Origin of the sequence: Acinetobacter zhairuonensis, assembly GCF_022601715.1 — a bacterium.
In the GTDB taxonomy this organism is placed as follows: Bacteria; Pseudomonadota; Gammaproteobacteria; order Pseudomonadales; family Moraxellaceae; genus Acinetobacter.
Window position 1 is genome coordinate 31,965 of the sequence record NZ_JAKVIM010000021.1, and the last position, 21,586, is coordinate 53,550.

The following is a 21,586-nucleotide window of genomic DNA, read 5'->3' on the forward strand; positions in this document are numbered from 1 at the left end:
ACCAGCTTTCGCTGGATTCTTTATTACACCATTTTAAGAAGTATTAAAATGGTGCCCGGGGCCGGACTCGAACCGGCACGCTTTGAGGGCGGGGGATTTTAAATCCCCTGTGTCTACCTATTTCACCACCCGGGCGTTTTAACAAGATTGGAGGCGGAGGTCGGAATCGAACCGGCGTACACGGAGTTGCAGTCCGCTGCATGACCACTCTGCCACCCCGCCATGTCTTGTTGATGCACATATTAGCAACCTTTAAAAAAATTACAATACTTTAAATGGTGCATATGCACATAAAATCAGCATGTAGAATAAAATTGCCTAAATAATCATGTATTATTTGCAAAATTGATTCATATCTACCTTGGAGATGTGCTGTGGCATTAGTTTTAGATGGTCGTGCGTTGGCTAAACAAATTGAAACTGACTTGTTAACACGTGTTGAAGTGTTAAAAGCAAAATCAGGTCGTACCCCAATTTTGGCAACGATTTTGGTCGGTGACGATGGTGCATCAGCGACTTATGTGCGTATGAAGGGTAATGCCTGCCGTCGTGTAGGTATGGATTCATTAAAAGTTGAGCTTCCGAAAGAAACCACAACAGAGCAATTATTGGCTGAAATTGAAAAATTGAATGCGAATCCAGATGTGCATGGGATCTTGTTGCAGCACCCAGTGCCTGCACAAATTGATGAGCGTGCATGTTTCGATGCTATTGCTTTAGAAAAAGATGTGGATGGTGTAACTTGCCTTGGCTTTGGTCGTATGGCAATGGGTGAAGCAGCGTATGGTTCTGCGACCCCAGCGGGCATCATGACGATCCTCAAAGCAAACAACATTGAAATTGCTGGTAAACATGCTGTCGTTGTGGGGCGTTCTGCAATTTTAGGTAAACCAATGGCTGCGATGTTATTGGAAGCGAATGCTACTGTAACCATCTGCCATTCACGTACGCAAAACCTTACTGAGTTTGTTAAACAAGCCGATATTATTGTAGGTGCAGTAGGTAAAGCTGAATTGATTCAAAAAGACTGGATCAAGCAAGGTGCTGTTGTGGTTGATGCAGGTTTCCACCCACGTGATGGTGGTGGTGTAGGTGATATCCAGTTGGTGGGTATTGAAGAGATTGCATCTGCTTATACACCTGTTCCAGGTGGTGTAGGTCCAATGACGATTACCACGTTGATTCGTCAAACAGTTGAGGCGGCTGAGAAAGCATTGGGTTAATGCTTTAAATTCGCTTTAAAGAAGCTGTATAGCATAAAACTATACAGCTTTTTTTATGGGGTAGATTTATTCAAAGCGAATTTGGGGAGTTAAAAAATCATCATGGAAATCCGCTGCGAGTACTTTCGTCATTCCGCTGAAGTGGATTGCTACTTTTCAGTCACGTGAAGCTGCATTATGATCGCCTAATCTGTTGATTCTCGCGATAGCGGTGGTCAGTATTTAAATGGATGTTTTAATACGCCCAGTGTTTCTGAACGATGCATATTTTACATAGCGTTAAAGGTTTATAAATTTAATGAGCTGTACTTTTCAAATGGCGAAAGCACCACAACATTTATTGGATGCGCTGCATGAGGTGATTCCTCAGGCGGAGTTGCTGGCACAGCAGCTACCAGAAACCCCAATTTCATTGTGGCTTATTCCTCCCGTCTTTCCAACGGATCGCTTAGATGATGAGGCGATCCGTCGCATTTGGAATGAAACCCCGTACTGGATCTTTTGTTGGGCTTCTGGTCTGGCAATGGCGCAGTGGTTATTGGCAGAGCCGCATCATGTCAAAGATAAAGTGGTACTGGATTTTGGTGCTGGGTCTGGCGTGGTTGCGATTGCTGCCAAAATGGCGGGTGCGAAACGCGTAATTTGCTGTGATATTGATAAGGTAAGTTTGGCATCGTGCAAGGAAAATGCAATTTTGAATCAGGTCGAATTGGAATATTTGGATGATCTGTATCAATCAGAACAAGTCGATGTGTTATTGGCAGCGGATGTACTTTATGACCAATGTAACCGTTTCTTCTTAGATGAATTCTTAAAATTTTCACCCGAAGTTTGGGTGGCAGATAGTCGCGTGAAAAACTTTAGTCATCCCCAATATATGAAAATTGATGAACGTAGCGCGACAACTTGGCCTGACTTGGATGAAGCGAAAGAGTTTCGCAATGTCAGCTTTTATAAGACGCTATAACGCATAGCGTCTTATAAAATCACGCACTTATGAGCAGCTGTATCGCACAATACGCAAGGTGCTTGGACGAGCTTCCAAAGCCTGACGTGTTGCATAATCTTCACTATTATGCAGTTCTGGTGTATTGCTCAGACCAATAGAAGTGCGAGAGTTACCAATTTGGCGACCATAGCTGTCAGTCGTCACAGCGGCAGGGTTGGCAACTTCATTTACACTTAAGATTTGCAGTTTAAAGGTTTTGTTGGTACCTAAAACTTTTTGGCAAGCACGTTGCAGTTTTTTGGCATCTAAGTCCTGATTTTGACGACCAGCAAGGGTATAAGCGAGGGTTGCTGAGTCCGCTGTTTGGCTTTCTACACGGTAACCGACTTGACCATTATACTGTTGGGGAGTGCTTTGGCAGGCTGCAAGTCCCAAAGCGATAAAACCAAGCCCTAAAAATTGAAACGTTTTTTTCATCGTGAAAGTTCCGTGTTTTATTCTTGCGCACAGTATGCCATAAGCCTGTGAAAATAACGATGTGGTTCAAAGTAAAACGCCCACCTGTAACAAAATAAAGGCGGGGCATCAGTGCTTATTTTTAGCGTTTAATGGTCAGTGATCAGACTATGCTTTTTCGTGTCTTTCATAAAGACATAAGTGATGAGCGAGAGACCAATCATGAAAGTAATATAGTAGAAGAAGTCACTTTCATGTTTTGCATTTTTAAAGCTCAAAGCAACCCATTCCGCGGTACCACCAAAAAAAGTATTGGCAATCGCATAAGACAGTGCAACACCTAAGGCATGAATATGAGGAGGAAATCATTCCGCTTTCACCACAGCGTTAATGGCGGTGTATCCTGTGACAATAATTATCCCACTCATACACAGCCAGAATGCAGTGGTTGCATCTGTGGTGGTGCCCAAACGATTGAAAATTAGTACGTTCAAGAGTACGCTGCAAATACCGAAGGCAATCATAATTGGCTTACGCCCGATTTTATCGGACAAGGCACCTACCGCGGGTTGAATCAACATAAAAATAAAGATGGCTGCGGTGGTAATCTCTGTGGCAGTATTTTTGTAGATAGGTGATGATGGTGTTAAGGGTAAGCGTCCCTCAGCAGTTAGCATAATCACGGTAAATGCCGCTTGAGGGTGCTTGCTAAATAACTCGATTGCCTCTGATTTTGGTCCATCTTGTTTGGCTTGTTCCTGAGTTTGTTTGGAAGATTGGGGCTCAACTAAGCCACGACGAATCCAGAACACCACTATTGCCAGCATTGCGCCAAGCAAGCGGAAAGGGAATGCGCTATCCCCAAGTATGAAGTGCTTGTTCAGGAAGTGTATGTTGTAAAATAATCAGTCCACACAGCGCGATTAGCTGTCCAGAAATTAAGGTCACATACTGAAAGCTGGAGAAAAATCCACGATGGTTTTTTCTGTCATTTTGGTCAGGTAGATCGCACTAGAATCATATTCTCCACCGACACTGAGATGTAGTGGTCATGCAAACAAAAAAATTCGGGAGCTAACATGCCAACAGTGTCATAAAATGGGGCACAGGCAATCATCACTGAGCCGACACATATCAAGGTTACGAAGAGCGTTAAGCCTGCTATATGCCCCTTACGATCTGCATAGATGCCCATAATCCAAGCGCCAATAGGACGCATGCGGAAGCCTAGAGCAAATGCGGCTGCTGCTTGTAATTGCTTGATCGTTTCATCGCTTTCTGGGAAGAATACAGGTTCAAAATACAAGGTAAAAGTAACATAGACATACCAGTCGACCAGAATACTAGCTGCCCCCCTAAAATGGATTTAAAACGCGCTTTTGATCAAATGTCATCTGAGCCATTTGAGGGGAGGAGCTTGACACAGGGAATTCCAAAGCTTTGGCAAAACACATTCCTTTAAATTATGAAAGGGAGTGAAAAACCTAAAAATATGTATTTGGATAAAGGAGATATGTTGCTTTTCACGTATCTTTTATGCGCCGATGCGAATGAATCTGCATTAAAGATTGGTCGCACGTAAGTCCAATTTTGACGATGAGTCGGTTAGGTGCTAGACAGACGCTGCATATTAAAGTGAAGCAGTTTAAGTAAGCTTTTGAGACAAAATAATTCAATTTAACTGTCTTGGTTGGACAATTCATCAATGGTGATTTGGGTTTTCTGTTAGGATTAAGGAAAGAATGACATAACAAAATAAAAGTTGCTTAAGGCACGCAGAATAGGAGGAACCTGATTATGGATCAACATCGTACATATGACCTAGTGGTTATCGGTGGAGGGATCAATGGTGTTGGTATTGCTGCCGATGCCGCAGGGCGAGGTCTCTCTGTTTTGTTGTGTGAAAAAGACGATTTAGCCAGCCATACCTCTTCTGCCAGCAGCAAGTTAATTCATGGTGGTTTGCGCTATTTGGAGCATAAAGAGTTCCGCTTGGTTCGAGAGGCTTTGGCGGAGCGTGAAGTGCTGATGGCAAAAGCACCACATCTGATTCGTGCCATGCGTTTTATCATGCCGCATCGTCCGCATTTACGTCCTGCATGGCTGATTCGGACGGGTTTATTTTTCTATGATCATTTGGGTAAGCGCGAAAAGTTAGCGGGCTCTAATTTGGTCGATTTTGATCCGCAGACCAGTCTATTTAAGCCAGAAATCGTGAAAGGATTTGAGTACTCTGATTGTGCTGTAGATGATGCACGTCTGGTGATTGCGAATGCCATGCAAGCGCGTGAGAATGGTGCGAATATTCAAACACGAACACGTTGTCTTGCTGCGCAGGTAGAGCAAAATGCTTGGACAGTGCATTTACAAAATGCACAGAGCACATTTACGGTACGTGCCAAAGTACTGGTGAATGCAGCAGGACCTTGGGTGACTGAATTTATCCAGCAAGACTTGCAGATGAAAGCGGCTTATATGATCCGTTTGATTCAGGGCAGTCATATTATTGTGCCGAAGATTTATGCTGGAGATAAGGCATTTATTCTGCAAAATGATGATCAACGCATTGTGTTTGCCATTCCGTATTTAGATGAATACACCTTAATTGGCACTACAGACCAGCGTTATTTGGGTAATCCTGATCAGGTAGAAATTACTGAAGGCGAAATTGATTACTTATTGAAGGTTATGAATAGTCATTTCCAGCGGCAACTTACTCGTCAGGACATAATTACGACCTATTCAGGTGTACGCCCATTGTGTGATGATGAATCTGATAATCCTTCTGCCATGACCCGTGATTACACGTTGGTGCTTTCTCAGGAGCAGCATGCACCGCTGCTTTCAGTGTATGGTGGAAAGCTCACGACTTATCGTAAATTGGCAGAGTCAGCCATGCATCAACTCAAGCCATTCTTCCATAAGTTGAAACCTGATTGGACGGCAAAAGCACTGCTACCTGGAGGTGAAAACTTTTTTGATGAGACTCGTTTGGTTGATGAGTTGCATCAGAAAATACAAGATATCACTCAATCTCTTGCGGAGCGCTGGGTGCATAGTTATGGTTCGCGTGTCTGGACAATGTTGCATGGTTGTGAAAGTATTTTGGCATTAGGGCGGCACTTTGGGCATGGGCTATATCAACAAGAAGTGGATTATCTGGTGGCTCAGGAATGGGCGGTGAGTAGTGAAGATATTTTAAAACGCCGTACTAAGCTTTATTTAAAATTTAGCCAAGATCAGATCGTTCAATTAGATGAGTATCTGGTTGAATTACATAAGCGTCGAGCGCAAGAAAAGGCAGCGTAGACGGAATTAAAAAAAATGAGAATAAAAAAGGTCGCATAAGCGACCTTTTTTAATTTTAGCTGAATTAAGCAGATTGCTTAACTGCTGCTTTAACCGCAGCTAAAAGTTCGTTTTGACGCGCTTTTAGTGCTGCTGGTAGGCGATCACCTAATTGATTAAACAATTCTGTGTGGCTTTCAATTTCTTTGATCCATTGATCTTTATCTTGAGAAGTCACAAGCTCAAACTGCTCTTTGGTGAAGTCAGAACCCGTCCAGTTTAACTGTTCGTAAGTTGGTACTAAGCCAATTGGTGTTTCAACAGCGCTTGCACGACCTTCACAACGATCAATGATCCACTCAAGTACACGCATGTTTTGACCGAAACCAGGCCATACAAAGTTGCCTTCAGCATCACGACGGAACCAGTTCACGTTGTAGATACCAGGAAGTTTGTTACCAGCAGCTTTCGCCTTCGCTTCAACTTCTTCACCAAGTTCTAACCAGTGAGAGAAGTAATCTGCCATGTTGTAACCCGCGAACGGAAGCATAGCAAACGGATCGCGACGAACAATACCTTGTTGACCAACAGCAGCAGCAGTGGTTTCAGAACCCATAGTGGCAGCTTTGTACACGCCATCAACCCAGTCAAATGCTTCTGAGATTAATGGAACTGTATCTGCACGGCGACCACCGAAGATGAACGCAGAAATTGGAACACCTGCTGGATTTTCCCAGTCAGCGTCAATAGAAGGGCATTGACCCGCAGCAACAGTAAAGCGCGCATTTGGATGAGCCGCTTTTTCAGTACCAGTATGCGGTTGACCTTTCCAGTTGGTAAGGTTTGCAGGTGCTTCTTTAGAAAGACCTTCCCACCATACTTCACCATTGTCAGTTACAGCAACGTTGGTATAGATCACGTCTTTATGAAGTGTAGCCATACAGTTCGGGTTGGTCTTGGTATTTGTACCAGGCGCAACACCGAAGAAACCAGCTTCTGGGTTGATTGCATATAAGCGACCATCTTCACCTGGTTTGATCCAAGCAATATCGTCACCTACAGTTTCAATTTTCCAGCCTTCGTAGCCCGCTGGTGGAATCAGCATTGCAAAGTTGGTTTTACCACAAGCAGATGGGAAAGCCGCTGCGATGTAGTGTTTTTCACCGCGAGGATTGGTTACACCAAGGATCAGCATGTGTTCAGCTAACCAACCTTGTTCACGACCCATTGCAGATGCAATACGGAGAGCTAAGCATTTTTTACCCAATAATGCATTGCCGCCGTAGCCAGAACCGTAAGACCAAATTTCACGAGTTTCTGGATAATGTACGATGTATTTTTCAGGGTTGCATGGCCATGCAACGTCTTTTTCACCTTCAGCAAGCGGAGCACCTACTGTGTGTACGCAAGGGATGTATTCGCCATCAGTACCAAGAACGTCATAAACGGCTTTACCCATACGTGCCATTTTAGACATGCTTACAGCAACGTAAGGAGAGTCTGTTAATTCGATACCGATGTGCGCAATGTGGCTGCCCAAAGGACCCATAGAGAAAGGAACAACGTACATTGTACGACCTTGCATAGCACCGTCAAATAAACCATTTAAACGAGCGCGCATCTCTGCAGGAGCTTCCCAGTTGTTTGTCGCACCAGCATCTTCTTCTTTTTCAGAACAGATGTATGTACGACCTTCAACACGAGCAACGTCAGAAGGGTCAGAATTTGCAAGATAAGAACCAGGGTGTTTTTCTTGGTTTAAAGCTTGCATAGTGCCGTTAGCGATCATCAAGTCGATAAGACGTTGATATTCTTCTTCGCTGCCGTCACACCATTCAATCTTTGCTGGTTTGGTTAATTTCGCAATTTCTTCAACCCATGCAATAAGCTTAGGGTGACGAACGAATTCTGGTGCGTTCACTTGGGTCATGGTGAGGCCTATCTTAAAAGTGTACAAATCTTGCACAAAGTACAATCTAAGTAATCAGGTTACCTAGATGAAAGTAAAAAAAAGTGGCAGTATTAAAGCACAAAATGATGAAAAAAATAAGACACCCCTATCTACCTGTAGATATTGATAATTTGTATTCTACTTTGGTTTTATTGATTTAAATCAATGATTTAAACTTTGTATAATTATTTATTTCTTATATTTATTTTGTTTATGAGGATCATTTATTTTAATTATTTCATTTATTTACAATGGCTTGCAAGTATTTTTTTTATGAGAATTATTATTGATTAAATGAATGGTGGTAATTTGAATTTTGCATAAGGGCATTGTTAATTGATGATAAATTGGACAAAATTAGAGCAAATACTTCATAGAAGTGAGTCGCTTGCATGACTTTAAAACCTCTTTCCATTATTTACAATGCACGCTCTGGTTTTCATGCCAGCAATAAAGAAGAAGTCTATGAACAATTACTGACATATTTCACTGAACAAGGTTTTGAAATTCAGGCTTTTGAGTTGGGTGAAAAAAATGACTTTCCTGCTTTAATGCAATCGGTTATTCAACGACATCAAACAGCTGATGATCTTGGTGTGATTGTTGCTGCTGGTGGTGATGGTACTTTAAATGCGGTTGCAAAAGCTTTATTGGGCAGCAATATCCCCTTAGGTATTCTTCCATTAGGCACATTCAATTATGTTGCACGGGTTTTAAATATTCCACTCGAGATCATGCAAGCTGCGGAAGTGATTGCAACGGGGCAGCAACGTTCGATTCATGTGGCAAAAATCAATGATCAGATTTACTTAAATAATGCCAGTTTAGGTTTATATCCCTTATTTATTCAACGTCGTGAACAGTACAATGCCAAGTTCGGGCGCTTTCCTTTGCATGCCTACACATCAGGTTTGGCAGTGCTGATCCGAGACCGTAAAGAGTTAAAACTTGAAGTCGAGGTTGATGGTAAAACGTATCCTGTTAAAACCCCGTTAATCTTCTTTGGTAACAACCAGTTGCAGTTAGCAGAAATGAAATTGCGCATTGCCAAGTGTGCAGAGCAGGGACAAGTTGCAGGTGTGGTGGTCGCGAAAAGTGATAAGCTGACTTTATTCCGTATGCTTTTACAGTTAATTCGTGGTCAGCTAGAAAAAGCCCCCGACGTTTACAGTTTTTCTGCAGATGAGGTTAAAGTCTATTCTAGACGTGACAAACTTACCGTAGCAATTGATGGTGAAATTGTGGAAATGCGACCACCCTTACGTATTTCAGTACAAAAAAATGCAGTTAATATGATGGTGCCTTATGCTGCTGCATCTGTCTGATCTACATTTTGGTACAGAACGACCAGAGTGTCTGACGGCAATTCAGGAATTTTGCCGTGAAAGGAAACCTGAATTGGTGGTGGTCAGTGGTGACCTAACGCAACGTGCACGTTACAAAGAATTTTTTCACTGTAAGCAATTTTTGGAGAGTTTGAATTGCCCGTATTTGGTGGTGCCAGGGAATCATGATATTCCGCTGTATCATGTCTGGGATCGAATTTTTAATCCCTTCACCCGTTACCAACTGTTTTTTGGCAATATGGAAATGACACTGGAAACTGAGCATTTTTATGTCATAGGGGTAAACAGTATCCGACGTCGTTACCATACCCGTGGTCATATATCTTTAGAGCAAATTCAGCAGATAGATCAAATATTGAAGCAGGCACCAGCGCATAAATTAAAAATTATTGCAGCACATCAGCCATTTTATACGCCGCCTGATGATCCACATGGCATTAAGGATTGTCCTTTGCTTGGGCGGATGGCGTTGGAAGTCTGGAGTCAGAGTGGCTTAAAAGCATTGTTGCATGGTCATCTACATCAGTCTGCGGTGTTCGATTTAAACAGTTTATATCATTTAGGTGCAGGGCATCCTGTCTTAGATATTCATGCAGGAACGGCAACCTCTTATCGTTTACATCATGCTTTGAGCAATAGTTTTAATGTCATTGATGCACAGGCAGATGTGCGCCATTATCAATTTAATTTGCAACAATTAAAGTTTGAGTTGGTCTAATTTGATGAATTAAGCAACGAATCTCACGTATTGCCTAAAAAAAACAAAAAAAAGATGATTTTTTTTTAAATCTGACCTTGAAGCAATATTTATCATCCCCACAAAAGTGTCATCTAAATTCATTTTGATGATGACCAAAGGAATAAATAAGTCGTCATCAGTCATTTTAATAGACTTAGTCTGATGGAGTTATTTATGAGCAACATTCGTCCATTACATGACCGTGTAGTTATTCGTCGTGTTGAAGAAGAAACGAAAACAGCTGGCGGTATTTTATTGCCAGGTTCTGCAGCAGAAAAACCAGCGCAAGGTGAAATTATCGCTGTAGGTAATGGTCAAATCACGGACAACGGTGTTCGCGCTTTAGATGTAAAAGTTGGCGATAAAGTATTGTTCGGTACTTATGCAGGTACCACTGTAAAAGTTGATGGTGAAGAACTTCTTATCATGAAAGAGTCTGACATTTTAGCTGTATTAGAAGGCTAATTCGTCCTTACTCGTTCAATATCAGATTAGTAAAGATTAAAAAATTTCGGAGTCTATAAATGTCAGCTAAAGACGTAAAATTTGGTGATTCAGCTCGCTCAAAAATGATCGCAGGCGTTAACGTTCTTGCAGATGCTGTTAAAGTTACTTTAGGTCCTAAAGGTCGTAATGTTGTCATCGACCGTTCTTTCGGTGCGCCGCACATCACTAAAGATGGTGTTACGGTTGCGAAAGAAATTTCTCTTAAAGACAAATTTGAGAACATGGGTGCTCAATTGGTTCGTGAAGTTTCTTCTAAAACCAATGACATCGCGGGTGATGGTACAACAACTGCAACTGTACTTGCTCAAGCAATCTTAAATGAAGGGATCAAATCAGTTACAGCGGGTATGAACCCAATGGATTTGAAACGCGGTATTGACCTTGCGGTTAAAGCCTTAGTTGCAGAAATCAAAGCAACTGCTAAACCTGCATCAGATACTAAAGCGATTGAGCAAGTGGGTTCGATCTCTGCAAACTCTGACGAAACTGTAGGTAAACTCATTGCACAAGCAATGGAACGCGTTGGTAAAGAAGGCGTGATCACAGTTGAAGAAGGTTCAGGCTTTGAAGATGCGCTTGACGTTGTTGAAGGTATGCAGTTTGATCGCGGTTATATCTCTCCGTACTTTGCAAACAAGCAAGATACATTAACTGCTGAACTTGAAAATCCGTTCATTCTTCTTGTTGACAAAAAAATCAGCAACATCCGTGAATTGATCACTGTTTTAGAAGCTGTTGCTAAAACTGGCAAACCACTTCTTATCATTGCTGAAGATGTTGAAGGTGAAGCGTTAGCGACACTTGTTGTGAACAACATGCGCGGTATCATTAAAGTATGTGCGGTTAAAGCACCTGGCTTTGGTGACCGTCGTAAAGCAATGCTTCAAGACATCGCAATCTTGACTGGCGCAACTGTAATTTCTGAAGAAGTAGGCATGTCTTTAGAGCAAGCTTCTCTTCAAGATTTAGGTACTGCACACAAAATCACTGTTTCTAAAGAAAACACTGTGATTGTGGATGGTGCTGGTGATGCTGCTCAAATCGCTGAGCGCGTTCAACAAATCCGTGCACAAATTGAAGAATCTACGTCTGAATACGACAAAGAAAAACTTCAAGAACGTGTTGCTAAATTAGCGGGCGGTGTAGCTGTAATCAAAATTGGTGCAGCGACTGAAGTTGAAATGAAAGAGAAGAAAGACCGTGTTGACGATGCACTTCATGCAACGCGTGCTGCGGTTGAAGAAGGTGTTGTTGCTGGCGGTGGTGTTGCTCTTGTACGTGCAGCAGCAGCGCTTGATGGTGTAACTGGCGCAAATGATGACCAAAACGTAGGTATCAACATTTTACGTCGCGCAATTGAAGCACCACTTCGTCAAATTGTATCGAATGCAGGTGATGAGCCTTCAGTAGTAATCAATGCTGTGAAAAATGGTGAAGGTAACTTCGGTTATAACGCTGCAACTTCTCAGTATGGTGACATGTTGGAAATGGGTATTCTTGATCCAGCGAAAGTAACGCGTTCTGCACTTGAACATGCTGCTTCTGTTGCTGGTTTAATGTTGACAACTGAATGTATGATCACTGATATTCCAGAAGATAAACCTGCTATGCCTGATATGGGCGGCATGGGTGGTATGGGCGGCATGATGTAATCATCTACCTAGATTTACCAATCTAAAAAAATCCCCACATTTTGTGGGGATTTTTTTATTTTGTCGGTATAATTTAGTCAGAAAAATATTCAGTAAGAATAAAGTATAAGAAAACAAATCTTTAAGGCGATAAACGCATAAACTTTTTGCTTCTGGGGAGAGGGGTATGGAGCAAGAACATGAAATGGTCGAAATGATTTATGAAGCGACCATGCATCCAGAATTATGGCAACAAGTGCTGATTCGTTTGGTGGAGTATACGGGTAGTCAAAGTGCAATTTTTACCGCCATAGATCAACTCAATCCAAAATTTAATTTCACTTTTACCCATAACATTTCAGAAGCGGCCTTAACTGCCTACCATGATGAAAAAATTCAAATGATAGATATGCAATTGCATGCACCGATTTTGAAGCAGCAAGGATTAGGGGAGCCTGTGGTTTTAGACTGGGCTGCATATGCTAAGCGGCAGGACAGTGAAGAATATATCTTTTATGAAAAATGTGTAGCCCCTTCAGGCATTGGTTCAGCACAAGGTATTCTATTAGAAACAGGACAATATCGCTGGGCAGTCTTGGGAATTCATCGAGCTGACAGTGTTCCAATTTACGCGAAATCAGAAACGGAATTACTCAAAAGATTAGCCAAACATTTTCGCCGTGCCTTACAAATTCATCGGCAGTTCAGTTTGGTACAACAGGAAAATCTGGATCTTTATAAGTTATTTGATGCATTAAAAACGGGTGTAATTTTACTGGATGCCAATGCAACGCTGGTCTATGCCAATGCCAAGGCACAACATATTTTACAAACTCACCAAGAACTCAGCCTAGATCATTTCAATCGCCTTAAAGCAGCCAGTCCTGATCAAGCCAAATTGGAAAAATATATTTCCAGCGCGCTCTTTCAAGATGTTTCACAAGATACTCTTGCAGATGCAGGCGGGGTAATGCCGATTCGTTTGAGTAAAAAATCACAACCTTTAATGGTCAGTGTGATGCCATTTTCCAGTGTTTGGCAAAAGATGCTGAATGAGCAGATTAGCGAACAGAAAGTCGCCGTGTTTTTAACTGAACCAGATAAGCAATATCAACTGGCACACGAGTTTTTGAGACAACACTATCAGTTATCGCAACGGGAAATCAAAATCTGCGAACTGTTTGTGAATGGATATAATCTTGAAGCGATTGCAATTGAATGTTCACTGACACTCAGTTCGGTACGGACGTATATTAAATATATTTTTGCCAAAACCCATTGTTCAACGCAAGTTGAGCTATTCCGCCTATTGGCAAGCTTAACTTTAGATTTTGAACATATTCCTTAATGGATGGTTAAGCGAATAAAATTAGTCCCCAAGTAATCGCAATAATACTTAAGGCAACAAATTGCGCTGCACTGCCCATGTCTTTGGCATTTTTAGAAAGTGGATGGCGTTCTAAAGAAACACGATCGACAATGGCTTCCAAGGCAGAATTAAAAAGCTCGACAATAATTGCCAATAAACAAACCGCAATGAGTATGGCTTGTTCACTTCGACTGATATTGAGAAAAAAGGTCACGGGAATCAGTACGAGATTAATATAAATAATTTGTCGAAAAGCAGCTTCATTCTGAAAAGCGGCTTTAAAGCCCGCGATAGAATAGCTGGCCGCATTCAGAATACGTTTAAGACCAGTTTTACCTTTGAGGGGAGAGTATTCGCTCATGATGGATTAAGCCGTTTGAGATAAGTTAAGAATAGCGGCAATACATTAAATTGGGCTTAAAATGCCGAATTCTGAGTTACAAAGTTTAACATAGATTTTAGGCAAGCCAATCTGCTAAAAGTTGTAATTCAATTTAGGCAATCGGAATATTGTTCCAATTTGCTTAAAACGAATGAAGGTGATGATACTGTTGCTTTTGAGGAATGATCAACATGCAGAAGGTGGTGGAGCGATTGTCCTCATGGATAAATAGGATTAAGTGAATACGGCTTGTTCACAATTTCTTCATAATTGAACAATAAATCCATAACTATGTTAATAATGATTGTGTTTTAAAGTTGAGTCATTGAATATCAACACAAATTTGTTAATTTTTCGATTCTTCCTTTTTACTTCTTTTTGATAAGTGGCGCAGACTTATGTTGTCTAAGTTTTTTATACAACGTCCTATTTTCGCAGGTGTTCTTGCAATTATTGTCATGGCTTTGGGGCTTTTTTCTGTTCTGAATTTGCCAGTTGAACGCTATCCAGACATTGCACCACCGCGAATTACAGTCAGTGCCACCTACACAGGAGCTTCAGCGGAAGCCGTTGAAGAAAGTGTCACGCAAGTCCTTGAACAGCAAATCAAAGGCATTGATCATCTTTTGTATTTTAGCTCCAGTAGTGATTCCTCTGGACGCAGTCGAATTAGCATCAGTTTTGAAAATGGCACAGATCCAGATACTGCACAGGTGCAGGTACAAAATGCGATTAATGGTGTAGTCAGTCGGTTACCTGAAGACGTACAACGTCAAGGCGTAAATGTGTATAAGTCACTGGGGGATACCCATATGGTGATTGGCTTATACGATGCCACAGGTCGCAGCACTAATATCGAATTGTCTGATTACATGATGACGCATTTGGAACAGGACATTGCCCGTATTGAAGGGGTAGGTGAAGTCGATGTATTTGGTTCGCAATATGCGATGCGCATCTGGCTTAATCCCGCTCAATTAAAACAATATAGTTTAATGCCTTCAGATATTCGTGCGGCGATAGAAGCACAGAATACCCAAGTGGCTGCGGGTGGTATCGGGGATTTACCGACGGTAGAGCATCAATACCTCAATGCCAAAGTCACTTCAGGTTCGCGCTTGAAAACGGTGCCTGAATTTGAGCAGATTATTGTCAAGTCGAATCGAGATGGCAGTTTTGTTTTTTTAAAAGATGTGGCGCGTATTGAACTGGGTGCGGAAAATTATCAATCCTTTAATAGCATTAATGGCTATCCATCCGCTGGGATGGGGATATCCTTGTCTTCGGGTGCCAATGCACTGGCAACGTCTGCTTTGATTAAAGCTGAGGTTGAACATTTATCCAGTAAATTACCTGCGGGCTATAAGATTGTGTATCCGCGGGATAATACGCCGTTTGTGCAGGAATCGATTAAGGAAGTGGTGAAAACCCTGTTTGAAGCGGTGATTTTAGTGATCATCGTGATGTTCCTGTTTTTACAAAATTGGCGTGCCACTTTAATTCCCACCATTACCGTACCTGTGGTGATTTTGGGAACCATGGCAGTACTGTATGTCCTTGGGATGAGCATCAATACACTCACTTTGTTCGCTTTGGTCTTGGCGATTGGTTTGTTGGTGGATGATGCGATTGTTGTGGTTGAAAATGTTGAACGTCTGATGCATGAGCAACAACTCTCTGCCAAAGATGCCGCAGTCGAGTCGATGCAGGAAATCAGTGGGGCACTGGTCGGAATTACCTTGGTGCTGACTGCCGTTTTTATTCCCATGGCATTCTTTGGTGGCTCAACAGGTGTGATTTATCGGCAGTTTTCAATCACGTTGGTTGCTGCGATGGGGTTATCCTTAATGGTAGCTTTGGTGTTAACGCCAGCGCTGTGTGCCTTAATCTTGCAGCCGAGCCACAAGCAGAAAAAATGGGCAGTGTGGTTTAATCAAAAATTAGAGCAGTTAAAAACTCACTATCTTCAACTGACGCAATTGACCATGAATCATAAGCGGATCAGCTTGGTGGTATTTACTGCATTAATCGCCGTGTTTGCTTTGTTCTACCGCGCCTTGCCGACTAGCTTTATTCCAAGTGAAGATCAGGGCATGTTGAGCGTACAATTTGAGCTGATCAATGGTGCACCGATGTCTAAAAGTCGTGAAGTGGGGGAAGAAATTCGTCAGTATTTCCTGAGCCAAGAAAAAGATAATGTCAATTTGGTGATGGTACGTTATGGACGTAATTATTCAGGCACTGGGCAGAATTTAGGTCAAGGCTTTATTGCGTTGAAACATTGGGATGAGCGCAGTGGTCAGCACAATTCCGCACAAGCCATTCGAGGACGTGCGATGCAGCATTTTCGTCAGAATCGCAATGCCAAGATTATGGTGAACATGCCTTCATCGGTGAGTGGACTGGGGCAAACCGATGGTTTGGAATTCTGGATCCGTGATATTAACGGCAATGGACGCCAGTTCTTAGATGCCGAATTTAAAAAGTTACAAACCGCAACGGAACAGTATAAGAGTTTTGAAAATCTGGATAACAAAGCCAATCCAGACAAGGCAGAGTTACAGGTCAAGATTGATCAAAAACAGGCAATGGCTTTAGGTCTCTCGCAATCAGCAATCAATAACACCTTATCTGCAGCATGGGGTGGCTCTTATGTGAATGATTTTATCGACCGCGGGCGGGTGAAACGGGTAATGATGCAGGGGGATGCCGAATTTCGATCTAAACCTGAAGATTTACAGCAATGGTATGTACGCAATGATGCCAATCAGATGGTGTCCTTTGCCAGTTTTGCCAATATCAATTGGGGGGGCGGACCTGAAGTCGTGAAACGCTTTATGGGCTACACCGCGCTGGAAATGGAAGCGGATACTGCCAAGCATGTCAGTTCTGGTGTGGCGATGGGTGATATTCAGCAATTAGTTAATCAGCAGCCTAATATTGACTTGGCATGGAGTGGATTATCATTTCAGGAGCAAAAATCTAGCCATCAAGCATTATGGTTATATCTGATTTCGATAGGTTTTATTTTCTTATGCTTGGCTGCTTTATATGAAAGTTGGACCATTCCTACTGCGGTGATGAGTGCCATTCCTTTAGGGATTGGCGGGAATATCCTGTTCAGTGCAGGGATGGGTTTTCCAAATGATATTTACTTCCAGATCGCCTTACTCACGACCATTGGACTGTCCTGTAAAAATGCCATTCTGATTGTGGAATTTGCTTCTATGGCACAAACACGCGGTTTAACGGTCATGCAAGCTGCCATGGAAGGCGCAAGTTTACGTTTGCGTCCAATTTTAATGACTTCACTGGCATTTGGCGCGGGAGTAATTCCATTGGTTTTGGCCATTGGTGCAGGGGCAGCAAGCCGTCAGGAAATAGGAGTCAGTGTTTTAGGGGGCGTGATTTTTGGTACGGTTCTGGTGCTGATTTTCATACCATTTATGTATGTACTGATTCGCTCGCTGTTCAGCCTAAAGCAATCTGAAGTGAAATAATAATAAACGGTTTAGACGAGTTGGTGGGTGAGACGAACTCACTGCTAAGCTAGGATGATTGATGGAGATAGCATGCTCATCTTAAAAAGGATTCAGGATGAGCATCTAAGGGAAATGTTGTAGGCATGGTTTTGCATTGCAGATGCCTGAATGAATGAAATAGATTGTCTTGATCAAATGATCCATTGTTCTGAATAACCCTTTGTTACTTTTCTGAAAATCAAAATGATTTAAGCTGTAGAGAAATCAACATCCTATTGACATCTATATGCCTGAACAGCCCTTAGCTACAAAAAAAACACCACAAGAAGTGATCCGTTTAGAGCGCGATTTAGCGAAATATGCCAATCTGATGGATTCGCTGATCCGTATTCCATTTACCAAGCAGGGGGTAGGGGCAGATGCAGCTTTAGGTACTATTCCTGTGGCTGGGGATGTCGCAGGCTTTGCCTTGACCTGTTATGCGGTATATAAAGCCAAGCAAATTGGGGTGCCGCAGCATAAATTAAATGTAGTGTATAAATTGGCAGCAATGGATTTGGTGGTGGGCTTTATACCAATTGCAGGAACCATATTTGATATTTTTATTCGCCCAAGTCGTAAAGCACTGGATATTGTGCATGAGCATATTCGAGAAGAGTATCAGATCCGCGATACGACACATGTGGAACATCCTTATCTACATGAGAAGCTAGAACAGAAGCAGCAGCAATCTGCATTTTGGCGTCAGCCCGTCATCGCATGGCTGTGGCTGCATATTCCCGATTTGATGGGTCTGCTGGTAATTGTTTTGCTGCTCGCTGCTTCTTGGTACGGTTTTACTGCCGTATGGTCGTGGTTTCAAAATGGGTGATTAAACCAATGAATCAATAAAAAAAGCCTCCATGTCGGAGGCTTTTTTGAATCTTTAAACTTATGCACAGTCTAATTGTTGCAAGGCTGCTACACGTTGTTCAATCGATGGGTGAGTTTGGAATAAGGCTGCTAAGCTAAAACCTTGTTCTTTACCTTCCGCAATCGAGAACGCTTTCATTTCTTTCGGCATTTGGTCAGGAAGCTCTGATTCTGCTTGTAAACGTAATAGGGCAGAGATCATGGCGTGTTTACCCGCTAAACGTGCACCCGCTTCATCGGCACGATATTCACGATGACGGGAGAACCACATCACAATGGCAGAAGCTAAAATACCAAACACAATATCAAGCACAATGGTAATGCCGAAGTAAGCCAAGCCTGGCGCTTCGCCATCTTCACGACCGAAGACGTTACGGTCAATGAAATCACCCACGACACGTGCAAAGAACATTACAAAGGCGTTCACGACACCTTGAATTAATGCCAGTGTCACCATATCACCATTGGCTACGTGACCAATTTCGTGAGCCAGTACCGCACGTAATTCATCTTTGTTCATACGCTCAAGTAGACCTGTTGAAACAGCTACCAGCGCATCATTTTTATTCCAACCCGTTGCAAATGCATTGGATTGGTAAGATGGGAAAATACCGACTTCTGGCATTTTAATACCAGAGCGTTGAGACAATTCCGCAACTGTTTGTAGCAACCAAACCTCTGCTTGGCTACGAGGAGCATTAGGGTCAATAAGTTCAGTGCCAGTTGTTTTTTTCGCCATCCATTTCGACATGAACAGAGACACTAAAGAGCCAACCATACCAAACACGAAACAGACGACTAATAGGTTGCCTAGATTCAAGCCACCCGCGCCATGGTAACTACCGACACCGAAGAGTGACAAAATAATGCCAGCTACAACCAGTACCGCGAGGTTGGTTAGCAAGAACAAACCAATCCGCATCATTGAGAAAATCCTCTTAATATAGAAATATGATCTGATTTATAACTCATAAATCATCAGGATCAATATGCGGTGAATAGTGCAAAAATTCAAGAAAAAAACATGATTAGACGCAAAAAAATAACGAATTTTACATCAATAAATTCGTGCAGATGCAGACGCATGTTCTGTGGAGTAGCTCCCCGATCTTGGGGCATAGGTATAACTGCCATCCGCTGCAATGATAATTTCACGTTGGCTACTTTTAGCTGGTGTGCTTGGAGTTGGTTCGGCTTGTGCCGATGGCGTGTAGTTAACGGATTGAGCCAGAACTTGCCCTGAATTGCTACCACTGCTGATCAGACCGCCAGAATACAGGTTACTATAACGACTGGAGACACGACGTACATAGTCCTGGGTTTCTTTAAAGGGGGGAATACCGCCATATTTATCGACATTACCTTCACCTGCATTATAAGCTGCGAGTGCCAGCGAAGTATTTCCGTTGAATCGTTTTAATAACCAGCTTAAATATTTGGCACCACCCATAATATTTTGCTGTGGATCATAAGCATTAGAGACATTAAAGCGACGCGCAGTAGCAGGCATCAATTGCATTAAACCTTGGGCACCTACAGGTGAACGTGCGTTGACGTTAAAGCCTGACTCAGTATGCATGACCGCTTTAATCAGACCTTCCGAAACGCCATGGGTTTGGGCGGCGTGGCGAATCATGGCATCAAACGCATTTCGATTGCGGCTGTAACTGGGTAAAACAGAAGATTCTGAACTACCCCAGTTGCTATAGCTATGCATATTGCTGTCAGGGTAATACGTCTTCTTTTCAACCTTTAAATGACTATATTTCCCTTTTTTATTGGTCAGCAGGGTTGTGCCATTCGATTCGGTTAACTGATAAATGGTTTCCCCAGCCACACAGGCAGGGCTGATTAGTACGATAGACGCACAGCCAAGAAGGTAAGCTTGCAAGTGATGCCATTTATTTTTCATTGTTATCAGTTTTCTGTCCCCAAACAGTCATCACAAGTTTAGCAAAAAAATCAGGTTAAAAAGCGCTGCTGAATTTTATTTTTCACGACTTTGTAAAAATCAAGCTTAATTGTGGAGTTAATAATCAAAAAAATATTTAATTTTTTTTTAATCAGGATTGCTTGACTATGATAAGTCACTGATATTTATTAATAATAAAATTGATCAAAAAATGATCAATTTAAATAGAACCCTTAAACTATGGGATGAATCACCTGTCAAGTGTTTTGAAATCCACAAAGTTATCCACAGCTTTTGTGGACAACTGTGGAAAAGTCCAAAAGATAAGCGTTTGGGATAAAAAATGAACTGCAACGTTCAAATTTACCTCATCAGCAAGAAGGAAAAATGACAAGTCGGATTGTTCATGAGAATTTACATTCTTTAGATGCGATTGCTTGGCGAATCGGATAAAATTGCGCGGTATTTTTATTTATGGGTTAATCGTGTCTATGTACTCGCCAGTTGAGTCCGAACAAGGGTTTAATTTCAAGCCAGAACTCCCAACCAGCTCTGCCTATTATCGTTTGCTGAAAAAGCTGCGCCGCCAAGTCGGTCATGCCATTCGTGATTTTAAAATGATCGAAGAAGGCGATAAGGTTATGGTCTGTATTTCTGGTGGTAAAGACAGTTATACCTTGCTGGATATCTTGTTGCAGTTTAAACGTATTGCACCGATTAATTTTGATGTGGTTGCAGTAAACCTAGACCAAAAGCAACCGGGTTTCCCTGAAGATGTATTACCGCGTTATTTAGAAGAAAATAACATTCCTTATTATATTTTGGAAAAAGACACCTATAGCATCACGAAAAAGTTAACCCCAGAAGGGAAAACTTACTGCGCGGTGTGTTCACGTTTACGTCGTGGTTCATTGTATGGCTTCGCGCAAGAGATTGGGGCGACTAAGGTTGCGTTAGGGCATCATCGTGATGACATTTTGGCAACCTTCTTCCTGAACTTGTTCCATGGCGGCAGCTTAAAAGCGATGCCACCAAAATTATTATCGACGGATAAAAAGAACATCTTGATTCGTCCACTGGCTTATGTGGAAGAAAAAGACATTATTAAATATGCAGAAATGCGTCAGTTCCCAATCATTCCATGTAATTTGTGTGGTTCGCAGGAAAACCTGCAACGCGCGATGTTGAATGACATGCTACGTGCATGGGACAAAGAGCATCCGAAGCGCTTACACAGCATTTTTGGTGCTTTGCAGAACGTTTCTCCATCGCAGTTGGCAGACCGCGACTTGTTTGATTTTGAAGTTCTCGATTCACAACGTGAATTTGACTTTAAAGAAAGTTGTTCGACTGAAGAACAAGGCATTAATAAGCGCATCAACATGGTGAACTTAGGATTTGCGGCAGAATAAAGTCACCAGACACCATTGTATGTAACA

At 42.2% G+C, this 21,586-nt stretch carries 16 protein-coding genes, 2 tRNA genes and 1 pseudogene; 11 read left to right on the forward strand and 8 right to left on the reverse strand.

The window, feature by feature from the left end; translation table 11 throughout:
- Positions 1-49: 49 nt before the first annotated feature.
- Positions 50-135: transfer RNA gene (locus tag MKI85_RS14660), tRNA-Leu, on the reverse strand.
- A gap of 13 nt (positions 136-148) precedes the next feature.
- Positions 149-222, reverse strand: a tRNA-Cys gene (locus MKI85_RS14665).
- A 152-nt stretch (positions 223-374) separates the two neighbouring features.
- Here MKI85_RS14665 and folD point away from each other — a divergent pair.
- Both folD and MKI85_RS14675 read left to right on the forward strand, forming a co-directional pair.
- Complete coding sequence (gene folD, locus MKI85_RS14670; RefSeq protein WP_241628676.1) at positions 375-1,223, forward strand: bifunctional methylenetetrahydrofolate dehydrogenase/methenyltetrahydrofolate cyclohydrolase FolD; 849 nt, start codon at positions 375-377, stop codon at positions 1,221-1,223.
- A gap of 298 nt (positions 1,224-1,521) precedes the next feature.
- On the forward strand, positions 1,522-2,190 hold the full coding sequence (locus tag MKI85_RS14675; RefSeq protein ID WP_241628678.1) for a class I SAM-dependent methyltransferase: 669 nt from the start codon (positions 1,522-1,524) through the stop codon (positions 2,188-2,190).
- A gap of 27 nt (positions 2,191-2,217) precedes the next feature.
- On the opposite strand, the gene MKI85_RS14680 is transcribed toward MKI85_RS14675, so the two are convergent.
- The gene (locus MKI85_RS14680) at positions 2,218-2,649 is read right to left on the reverse strand and encodes a hypothetical protein (RefSeq protein ID WP_241628680.1); all 432 of its coding nucleotides are present in this window, start codon (positions 2,647-2,649) and stop codon (positions 2,218-2,220) included.
- Between the two features lie 128 nt (positions 2,650-2,777).
- Positions 2,778-3,990, reverse strand: a pseudogene (locus MKI85_RS14685) (MFS transporter).
- 435 nt (positions 3,991-4,425) lie between these two features.
- Here MKI85_RS14685 and glpD point away from each other — a divergent pair.
- Positions 4,426-5,937 (forward strand): glycerol-3-phosphate dehydrogenase, encoded by a 1,512-nt coding sequence (glpD, locus tag MKI85_RS14690; RefSeq protein WP_241628682.1) that lies wholly within the window; start codon positions 4,426-4,428, stop codon positions 5,935-5,937.
- A gap of 64 nt (positions 5,938-6,001) precedes the next feature.
- Here the strand turns inward: glpD and MKI85_RS14695 are convergent, their stop codons facing one another.
- Entirely contained in the window at positions 6,002-7,846 is a 1,845-nt protein-coding gene (locus tag MKI85_RS14695; RefSeq protein ID WP_241628684.1) for a phosphoenolpyruvate carboxykinase (GTP), read from the reverse strand.
- Positions 7,847-8,259: 413 nt separating this feature from the next.
- On the opposite strand from MKI85_RS14695, the gene MKI85_RS14700 reads away from it, so the two are divergent.
- The 5 genes from MKI85_RS14700 to MKI85_RS14720 all read left to right on the forward strand — a co-directional run bounded on the left by MKI85_RS14700 (position 8,260) and on the right by MKI85_RS14720 (position 13,438).
- The gene (locus MKI85_RS14700; protein ID WP_241628686.1) at positions 8,260-9,192 is read left to right on the forward strand and encodes a diacylglycerol/lipid kinase family protein; all 933 of its coding nucleotides are present in this window, start codon (positions 8,260-8,262) and stop codon (positions 9,190-9,192) included.
- Positions 9,173-9,931, forward strand: coding sequence for a metallophosphoesterase family protein (locus MKI85_RS14705; protein ID WP_241628688.1), 759 nt, complete (start codon positions 9,173-9,175; stop codon positions 9,929-9,931). The genes MKI85_RS14700 and MKI85_RS14705 overlap by 20 nt, the downstream gene beginning before the upstream one ends.
- A 195-nt stretch (positions 9,932-10,126) precedes the next feature.
- Positions 10,127-10,417, forward strand: a complete 291-nt coding sequence (locus MKI85_RS14710) for a co-chaperone GroES (protein ID WP_004810787.1) — start codon at positions 10,127-10,129, stop codon at positions 10,415-10,417.
- Positions 10,418-10,476: 59 nt separating this feature from the next.
- Positions 10,477-12,111, forward strand: coding sequence for a chaperonin GroEL (gene groL / locus MKI85_RS14715; protein ID WP_241628689.1), 1,635 nt, complete (start codon positions 10,477-10,479; stop codon positions 12,109-12,111).
- 166 nt (positions 12,112-12,277) lie between these two features.
- Positions 12,278-13,438, forward strand: coding sequence for a LuxR C-terminal-related transcriptional regulator (locus MKI85_RS14720; RefSeq protein ID WP_241628691.1), 1,161 nt, complete (start codon positions 12,278-12,280; stop codon positions 13,436-13,438).
- 7 nt (positions 13,439-13,445) lie between these two features.
- Here the strand turns inward: MKI85_RS14720 and MKI85_RS14725 are convergent, their stop codons facing one another.
- Positions 13,446-13,820 carry a diacylglycerol kinase gene (locus tag MKI85_RS14725; protein ID WP_241628693.1) on the reverse strand — a complete coding sequence of 125 codons (375 nt, stop codon included), beginning with the start codon at positions 13,818-13,820 and terminating at the stop codon, positions 13,446-13,448.
- Between the two features lie 419 nt (positions 13,821-14,239).
- On the opposite strand from MKI85_RS14725, the gene MKI85_RS14730 reads away from it, so the two are divergent.
- The gene (locus MKI85_RS14730; protein WP_241628695.1) at positions 14,240-17,341 is read left to right on the forward strand and encodes a multidrug efflux RND transporter permease subunit; all 3,102 of its coding nucleotides are present in this window, start codon (positions 14,240-14,242) and stop codon (positions 17,339-17,341) included.
- A gap of 268 nt (positions 17,342-17,609) precedes the next feature.
- On the forward strand, positions 17,610-18,194 hold the full coding sequence (locus tag MKI85_RS14735) for a DUF4112 domain-containing protein (RefSeq protein ID WP_241628697.1): 585 nt from the start codon (positions 17,610-17,612) through the stop codon (positions 18,192-18,194).
- A 60-nt stretch (positions 18,195-18,254) separates the two neighbouring features.
- Here the strand turns inward: MKI85_RS14735 and htpX are convergent, their stop codons facing one another.
- Both htpX and MKI85_RS14745 read right to left on the reverse strand, forming a co-directional pair.
- Positions 18,255-19,160: a protease HtpX gene (gene htpX / locus MKI85_RS14740; protein ID WP_241628699.1), complete on the reverse strand. Its 906-nt coding sequence runs from the start codon at positions 19,158-19,160 to the stop codon at positions 18,255-18,257.
- A gap of 132 nt (positions 19,161-19,292) precedes the next feature.
- Positions 19,293-20,147, reverse strand: a complete 855-nt coding sequence (locus tag MKI85_RS14745) for a lytic transglycosylase domain-containing protein (RefSeq protein WP_241628701.1) — start codon at positions 20,145-20,147, stop codon at positions 19,293-19,295.
- A gap of 491 nt (positions 20,148-20,638) precedes the next feature.
- On the opposite strand from MKI85_RS14745, the gene ttcA reads away from it, so the two are divergent.
- A complete protein-coding gene (gene ttcA / locus MKI85_RS14750) occupies positions 20,639-21,559 on the forward strand; it encodes a tRNA 2-thiocytidine(32) synthetase TtcA (RefSeq protein ID WP_241628714.1) in 921 nt (306 codons plus the stop codon).
- Positions 21,560-21,586: the final 27 nt, after the last annotated feature.